The organism is Enterobacter sp. UPMP701 (assembly GCF_053709515.1).
On record NZ_JBSKJN010000042.1, the window covers coordinates 1 to 958 of the forward strand.

A 958-nucleotide genomic window follows, 5' to 3' on the forward strand; every position below is an offset into this window, starting at 1 on the left:
ACAGCCGTTGGCGATCCGGTTCGGCCACGGAATAAGCACTTTACCCAGATGCGCCAGCGGCATCTCTTCGGGTTTGTGCGGGATGACTAAATGACAACCCTGAAAGGTTAATTCAGCCAGACCAGCACCGACGGTCACAATGGTCGCGTGATAATCCCCCGCGGCAAGTGAAACGGTCTGTCCACTGCAATGCATATTGGTGATTTGCATACAAGGCACCTTAATTAACGACATACAGCCTCCCGTGAGGCTGATGTCAAACCCAAAAACTGCACCGGACGGTCCCCTCGCCCCTTTGGGGAGAGGGTTAGGGTGAGGGGAAAACCCGCACCCTATTTTCAGATCAGTTATTTCGCATTAATATCCAGCAGACCCGCTGCAACCGCTGGAGCCATGCCGGGCGCTAACGGGATACGCGGGATCACCAGGCAATGCAGCAGGTGATAAATATCCTGTTTGCCGTCCCAGACTTTGGTGGTGACCTTATTGTCCGCATCCAGCTCCTGCCACCAGGAACCATTTTCATAGTCCATCAGGTACTTAATGCAGTACTCCCACCATGTTTGATACCAGGTTTCATACTGGCGATCGCCAGTGACGGTGTAGAGCGCGTAGGCCGTACCCATTGCTTCGACGATAGGCCAACGTACACGTTCGCGGACCACCGGTTTTCCTTCCCAGTCAACGGTATAAACAATCCCGTCCGCGCCATCGGGTGCCCAGGCATCGCGCACGGTGGCGTTAAACAGACCTTTGGCATCTTCTAGCAGCCATGCTGGTGGTTGTTCGCAACGGGCTTCCAGGGCAGCATGGATGTGCAGCATTAAACGGCCCCATTCGATCCAGTGGCCTGGTGTACCTCCAAACGCGCGGAAGCGATGCGCCGGGTTATCTTTGTTGTAATCCGGCAGCGGATTCCACTGGGTATCGAAGTGTTCGTTAACGCGATAATGATTAT

The 958-nt window shown here is 54.4% G+C and carries 1 protein-coding gene and 1 pseudogene; both read right to left on the reverse strand.

The window, feature by feature from the left end:
- Window positions 1–210 (reverse strand): aldose epimerase family protein (locus tag ACWKXT_RS24225; protein ID WP_454542708.1); only part of this gene is annotated, 210 nt, incomplete at its 3' end.
- 137 nt (window positions 211–347) lie between these two features.
- Window positions 348–958 (reverse strand): annotated as a pseudogene (gene yihS / locus ACWKXT_RS24230) (sulfoquinovose isomerase); the annotation flags it as partial.